The following is a 6,281-nucleotide window of genomic DNA, read 5'->3' as shown; positions in this document are numbered from 1 at the left end:
CATTCGTATTGAGCATCACGCCCAGAGGGAGGCCAGATTTCAGCCTCCATCAAAGCCCCATCGCCAATCCAGCTCACTGGTACGTCAATTCCTTCGGTACTCCATACCGGCCGCCGTCATAATCCAGGCTGAACATCTTCGTCCCCGACTTGACCTCCATTTCTTCACAGTCATCCTCACCCTTGAGAACGGCCTGCCTGCCAGTCGAAACCTCGGTAACCCGTATTTGGCTGAATCCATCCTTGCCAGGTTTGCCAATCGCCAGGGTCCGCTTTGTCTCGCCGAACTCACCGGTGCAGACACCGTCCCATTCGCCCTGGCTCTCACTGACGACCAAGTGCCCCATGATCCGGCGCAACTGCGAACCGTCGTTCACGTACAGACTCAGGGTTTCACTGCCATACGGATTGACCCGTGACGAACCCGAATGGCTGATGCGCACACCAAATGCTCGCAGCCCAGGCGCTACCTGATAACGTGCAGTGTCCAGGCCCAGGCCTGAAAATCGCATCGCATCGGAGATGATCGCAGCGTGTTGATAACTGCGGGCAATAATCTTGCCACTGGCGGCATCAGCCACCAACACATCAAGGCCGTAATGGCCATGCCCGTCTTCATCGATGTCCACTTTCATGGGCAAGGCTGCCACGACCTGGCTGGCGTCTGCGGGATTGACCTTGCAGACCGCATATTCGCTGTCGAGCTTCAGTGTCGGATGCAGCGTCTGGGCCCAGGTCTGCAGGTACTGCGTGCAGTCGCCCCAGGCGGTCAAAGAGAGAAACAGCAGCGGTAATACGGTAAATCCACGCATGGAACTCAATCCTTTGAAGGTTTGTCATGGTAAATAGGCCAGGCACCAGCAAAGCGTGCTCACACCCTTCTTGAAGTCTCGATAAGCCCAGGGTTGATAACTCAACTAAATATTCATTTAGTTGAGTTATCGTTAAACAGGCGTGCTTGTTGAGGCCGTTTACTTAAGCCAAATCAAGATAAATACAACCACACAGGAAAGACTCACCGCTGCGCCGATAGCGGACACCCAGTCACTTCCCTGGGGGGCCTTGAATCGTCCCAGTGTCACGCCCTTCAAGACCCCATAGCCGATGAAATAAAGCAAGACCTCCCAAAACAGGTGGGCCAGGAAATCGAGCATGCCGCCTCTCCTGCTGTGCGCTCCAACGGCAACCAAGCCGGGCCTCTCAACGTTGCGGTGAACCCGGTTCGAACCCCAGCGCGCGAAAGTCTTCTTCGAAAGACTGGCTCGACATCGTGCGCTTCACATTGAAAAACGCTGCAATGCCCCACACCGTCAGGCCGCCCACGATAAGGGGGGCTTTCGCTACAAACCATTTGCCAACCTGCTCGAATCGCTCTGCCAGATCCACCAGCCAGTGCTCGGTTCCAAGTACAGCTTGAAAATAGGTTAACGCCAGTACCGCGAGGATAAAGCCAAGCAGTGCAAGGTCGACGGTGACGACTGTCGCCACTTTGATACGCTGCCACCATCGCCGCACGCCCCCTTCGATGGGAATGATCCGTACGTCCTTTATCCGTAGCACATTGCCTTCGCAGACAGTATCGCGCTTCTCCCAGACCACGTCGCCGAATTCACGGCTCCAGTGCTGACCGAACAGGCGCTTGAAAAAGTGCAGGCCCAAGATCGGATGTGGGGTGAATTTTTCAAGCGCTGCATCGGTAAACAGCAACGCACTGCGAGGCTTGATGGCTTTGGTGACACCCAGTTTCGACATGAAGGACTTGTCGAAATTCAAGGTGTACAACCGGCCTTGAGTCTGAACTTTGAATTGCCCTTGCGGGCGGTCGAAAACGTCGATTTCTGCATGAGAGTAGTGAATCAACGCACGAGGCGATTTAAACAGTTTCATTCAATCACGTAACCCTGGATCTAGGCATCACCTATTAAGTCGGCGATCTGAAACAAAACTGTAATTCTAATCAAACACCTGCCTTGGTCTGCCCGTACCCTGCCCTCGCCTTGAGTTCCCCTTGGTCGTCCACCCACCGCAACACGATAACGGCTTGTCATGCGGCGAATCGCACCCAGCAATCTATGCTCACCAGACCTACCTCATGGAGCCGTTCGATATGGATATTCGGCAGAAAACCATCGGTTTCGGTCTGGTCAGCATCCTCGCTGCCCTGCTGCTCGGCGGCAGCGGCCTGCTCGCCGAGCATGACCAGAACCAGGCGCTGACGCGCAACGAGGACAGCATGTCCGCCCTGCGCAACCACATGGAGGGCGACATGATGCACGATGCCCTGCGTGCCGACGTGCTGGCCGCGTTGCTGGTCAAACCTGGCGACGTCGATACCGCCAACCAGGTACTGGCCGACCTCGACGAGCATGCCAAATGGTTCAGGAGCGTGATCCAGAGCAACCTCAAGCTGCCGTTGGATGCGGATCTGCACGAGGCCATCAGCGAACTCGGCCCATTGCTCGACAACTACATCGCCAGCGCCACATCGATCATCCAGCTGGCACTGAAGTCTCCCGAACAGGCACAGGCTCAGTTGCCCTCATTCATGGAGGCGTTCAAGGAACTGGAGGAACGCAACAGCAGGTTGAGTGACCTTATTGCGAGCAACGCCGACAAGAGCCGCGCACAAAGCAAGGCAACCCTGCATCAAGGCATCGTCGTGCTGATAGGCGGCATGGTCCTGGCGACGCTGGTCCTGGCGCTGTGCACGTTCATGCTGCTGCGTTCGGTGCTGCGCCCCCTGCGCCAGACCGTGGCCGTGGCCGAACGGATCGCCCAGGGCGACCTCACCACCGAGATACGGGTGCATGACCGCGACGAAACCGGCCACCTGTTGCGCTCGCTGGCCGACATGCGCGACAGCCTGGGCGCCATGATCAAAGCGATCCACGAAGAAAACCAGCAACTGCACGATGTCGCCGAAGAGTTGGGCCAGGCTTCGAGCGGCCTGGTCGAGCGTACCAGCCAGCAGTCGGAAAGCGCGGTGAGCATGGCCTCGGCCACCGAGCAGATGATCGCCAACCTGTCGCAGATCGCCGAGCATGCCCGCGATGCGCAGTCGATCTCCGGACAGTCGGAGCGCCTGGCCAGCGATGGCGGCGAAGTCATCCTGAATGTCGTGGGCGGCATGCAGGGCATCGATGAAGCGGTGCACCGCTCTTCCGAGACCATCACGGTACTGGGGCAAAGCTCGGAGGAAATCTACTCTATCGTCCAGGTGATCAACACCATCGCCGAGCAGACCAACCTGTTGGCGCTCAACGCGGCCATCGAGGCGGCACGGGCGGGTGACGCCGGCCGTGGCTTTGCCGTGGTCGCCGACGAAGTGCGGGGCCTGGCCGCGCGCACGGCGCAATCGACTCGAGAGATCGCCGACATGATCGAGCGCATTCGCCAGAGCACGGGCAACGCGGTGCAAAGCATGCAGACCGGCGTCACCCGGGTGCGCGCCGGCGTGGAGCTGGCCACCCAGGCCGGCGCCTCCATCCAACAGATTCGCGAAGGCGCGCGCCAGGCCGCCTCGGTGGTGGAAGAAATCTCCCACACCATTGGCGAACAGACCCTGGCCAGCCAGGAAGTCGCCCACCAGGTCGAGCGGATCGCGCGGATGTCCAGGGAGAGCACGGAAACCACACGACAACTGGCTTCGACCGCGCGACGCCTGGGTGACATCGCGCAGGGCATGCAAGCCAGCGTTTCGCGCTTCCGTGTATGAAGGATCGGGTGCCTGCGGGCACCCTGCCCTTATAGACAACACATATTGGACATCGCGATAAATAACTCAGTCAGATATCCAGCATAGGGCGTCGACACGTGTTCGAGTTATAGTCAGCGAATATATTTGACAGTGTGCCTCAACGCTCTATATTCCCTCCTCGGCAACTGGAAGGAGTCCAGTTGCCCACTTCAATAGTCACACTACTGTCAGGAACGACATAATGTTTTTGCTCATGGATGACGCATATCTGCGACACTCGGCCACCTCGATTTTATTGACCGGCACTTGGCTGCAGCCCTCGCTACCTGAGGCGTCTCGACAGCGTTAACTGCCCTTGCTCGTGCCTGTGAATTGCCTTGGGTAATCACAGCGTTCGCCTGCCGCCAATAAATATATTCAGGTGTGCCATGACCTCGACAAACGTGCTCCATAAGTCCGTATCCACGCCCGTGGATATCGAGACACGTACTGACGCCTTTGATTACCGCCCAGGCCATATCAACGATATTCCTCGACTCGCCCAGTTGTTCCAAAGCGTCTACGGGCAAACCACCCACCCCTGCCAAAGCCCGGCCTATATCCGCAGTTCGATGGACTCCGGGCAACAACAATGGTTTGTCGCCGAACTCGACAGCTTCCTTGTCGGTTGCTGTTGTGTCGCCCGCCGACCGTGGAACCAGTCCTGGGAAATGTCCCATGGCGTGGTCCACCCGGCCGCGCGCAGAACCGGGGCGATTTCCAATCTGGTCAGGCTGGGACTCGAGCGCCATCGGCCACACGCCATGGAGCTGGGTTTCTATGTCACGCGCAACATTGCCAGCCACGCCTTGATGAAGAAGATCAGGCCGGGCGTGCTAGTGGGGCATGACGGCGGGCCAGACAAGGTCGACGGTATCAGGGAGTACCACCTGACCGCCCTGCTCCCTCCGGCGCAGGAAGGTTTCGTGCATGTCGCACCGGGGTATGCGCATAACGGGGTGGCTGGCCCGATCATCGCCAGGCTGTACGACGCATTGCGCCTCACCCCACCGCTCGGCACCTATCCGGCCACTTGCCTGAGCGGCCCACCCGGTGCCGAAGTTCATGGCCCGTTGCGCTTCAACCATGAGCCGGGCGCGGATGCACTGATGGTGTCCGGCCATCTTGGCGACAACCCGACGCAACCAGCCACATTGCAGGCAATCACTGCCCTCCTCCAGCGCCATCCCCAGGTGCAGTACTTCAGCGTGCATATCCTCGCCGACAAGCTGGAACTACTCGCCGGCCTGGTCAGCCTGGGCTTTGCGATCACGGCCTACCTGCCGGCCTGGCACCTGGAGGGCGGTGTCCGCTACGACTGCATCCTGCTGGTGTTCGAAGTATTTGCCGACGCCCCTCGCAGCCATGGCTTCGATGATGAGGTGGCGTTCTTCGACCAGGTCTACGCGAAGTTGACCGACAGCCTATGCGGCATTGCCCTGCAATGAAAACGCCCCATAACTACCGTGCATTCCCATCCCGCAACGGATGAAGACTGGAGTATTCAGACAATGACAAAAGACCAATGGCTCGTCGTACGCAAGCAGATCCCCGATGGCGCGAAAGAGCCCTGGACCGTGATGTTGTGGGTCGCCGACCTGTTGCTGCTGGTGCTGGCGTGGAACTTCTGGCTGAGTGAGCCCACTGCTTTGAAGGTTCTGGGCCTGCTGGTCGCGGGCCTGGCCACGGTGCAGCTGTACCTGATCCTGCACGAAGCCCTGCATGGCGCGACCTCGGACAATCGTCGGCTCAACGACATCATCGGCCACTTCAACGGCTGGCTGATCGCGCTGCCGTTCCTGGTCCGCCGACGCTTCCACATGGCCCACCACACCTGGACCGCGCACCCGCTCAACGACCCGGAGAACCGCGGGATGATCGAGCGGTTCGCGGTCATGACCAAGAAGCAGGAGCGCACCCTGGAGTTCATGTGGAAGCACTGGCTGCCAATGATCGCCGTGAACCATTTCCTGCTGAACTGGCGTGCGCCGTTCATTGCCCGGGCCCAGGGCGACGACTCGCCACGTATCCTCAAGGAGATTCGTTTCGCCCGCCTGTACCTGGTGGGTTACGGGGTGGTGGCGGCCATTGCCTGGGCCTTTGGTCACCTGGCAGACCTGGCGTTGTTCTACCTGATCATCTGGCTGTTCCTCGCCCTGATCGTGGAACTGGTCAACCTGCCCCACCATGCCGAGGCGCCGCTGCTGGCGAAAGATGGCGAGCGCCTGCAGTTCTGGGAGCAGGATCGCGTGTCGCACGATTGCAAGAGCGTGCCGGTGTGGTCGCGCTTCGTGATCCTCAACTTCAACCTGCATATCGTGCACCATGCCTTCCCCTCGGTACCTTGGTACCGGCTGCCCGAGGCGCACCGGATGCTGCACGAGCAGGACGGCAGCCCAGCGGCATCGCAGCTCAATGAGTGGGATTTCTCCAGGAAGAATCGCCGCAGGCCATTGCTGAAGCTGATGGGGCACTTCTTCGATCACCGAACCTGACCTGGCGATGCGTCTATGAATCATCAGGCGTGAGCGACAGGGTGGCACATC

At 59.3% G+C, this 6,281-nt stretch carries 6 protein-coding genes and 1 pseudogene; 4 read left to right on the top strand and 3 right to left on the bottom strand.

Annotated features, from left to right (window positions below; genetic code table 11):
• Positions 1-73: 73 nt before the first annotated feature.
• The 3 genes from NGM28_RS17580 to NGM28_RS17570 form a co-directional block, all read right to left on the bottom strand.
• Positions 74-811 (bottom strand): PA3715 family protein, encoded by a 738-nt coding sequence (locus NGM28_RS17580; protein WP_252090929.1) that lies wholly within the window; start codon positions 809-811, stop codon positions 74-76.
• Positions 812-970: 159 nt separating this feature from the next.
• Positions 971-1,153, bottom strand: coding sequence for a hypothetical protein (locus NGM28_RS17575; RefSeq protein ID WP_252090928.1), 183 nt, complete (start codon positions 1,151-1,153; stop codon positions 971-973).
• Positions 1,154-1,199: 46 nt separating this feature from the next.
• Positions 1,200-1,886, bottom strand: a complete 687-nt coding sequence (locus NGM28_RS17570; RefSeq protein WP_252090927.1) for a hypothetical protein — start codon at positions 1,884-1,886, stop codon at positions 1,200-1,202.
• A 205-nt stretch (positions 1,887-2,091) separates the two neighbouring features.
• On the opposite strand from NGM28_RS17570, the pseudogene NGM28_RS29005 reads away from it, so the two are divergent.
• The 4 genes and pseudogenes from NGM28_RS29005 to NGM28_RS17555 all read left to right on the top strand — a co-directional run.
• A pseudogene (locus NGM28_RS29005) lies at positions 2,092-2,853 on the top strand (HAMP domain-containing protein); the annotation flags it as partial.
• Entirely contained in the window at positions 2,851-3,714 is an 864-nt protein-coding gene (locus NGM28_RS29000; protein WP_502943871.1) for a methyl-accepting chemotaxis protein, read from the top strand. The pseudogene NGM28_RS29005 and the gene NGM28_RS29000, both read left to right, overlap by 3 nt.
• A gap of 410 nt (positions 3,715-4,124) precedes the next feature.
• The gene (locus NGM28_RS17560; RefSeq protein ID WP_252090925.1) at positions 4,125-5,183 is read left to right on the top strand and encodes a GNAT family N-acetyltransferase; all 1,059 of its coding nucleotides are present in this window, start codon (positions 4,125-4,127) and stop codon (positions 5,181-5,183) included.
• Between the two features lie 63 nt (positions 5,184-5,246).
• The gene (locus NGM28_RS17555; RefSeq protein WP_240062869.1) at positions 5,247-6,230 is read left to right on the top strand and encodes a fatty acid desaturase family protein; all 984 of its coding nucleotides are present in this window, start codon (positions 5,247-5,249) and stop codon (positions 6,228-6,230) included.
• Positions 6,231-6,281: the final 51 nt, after the last annotated feature.

Source organism: Pseudomonas sp. MWU13-3659, from assembly GCF_023757525.1.
Lineage (GTDB): Bacteria > Pseudomonadota > Gammaproteobacteria > Pseudomonadales > Pseudomonadaceae > Aquipseudomonas > Aquipseudomonas entomophila_E.
Note: the sequence above shows the minus strand (reverse complement) of the source record. Positions and strands in the feature narration are given on the sequence as shown.

What these genes read in the sequence shown, in the direction of transcription:
- NGM28_RS29000 (WP_502943871.1), top strand. Translation starts at nt 2,851, where the DNA reads ATGCGCGACAGCCTGGGCGCCATGATCAAAGCGATCCACGAAGAAAAC.
- NGM28_RS17570 (WP_252090927.1), bottom strand. Translation starts at nt 1,886, where the DNA reads ATGAAACTGTTTAAATCGCCTCGTGCGTTGATTCACTACTCTCATGCA.
- NGM28_RS17555 (WP_240062869.1), top strand. Translation starts at nt 5,247, where the DNA reads ATGACAAAAGACCAATGGCTCGTCGTACGCAAGCAGATCCCCGATGGC.
- NGM28_RS17560 (WP_252090925.1), top strand. Translation starts at nt 4,125, where the DNA reads ATGACCTCGACAAACGTGCTCCATAAGTCCGTATCCACGCCCGTGGAT.
- NGM28_RS17575 (WP_252090928.1), bottom strand. Translation starts at nt 1,153, where the DNA reads ATGCTCGATTTCCTGGCCCACCTGTTTTGGGAGGTCTTGCTTTATTTC.
- NGM28_RS17580 (WP_252090929.1), bottom strand. Translation starts at nt 811, where the DNA reads ATGCGTGGATTTACCGTATTACCGCTGCTGTTTCTCTCTTTGACCGCC.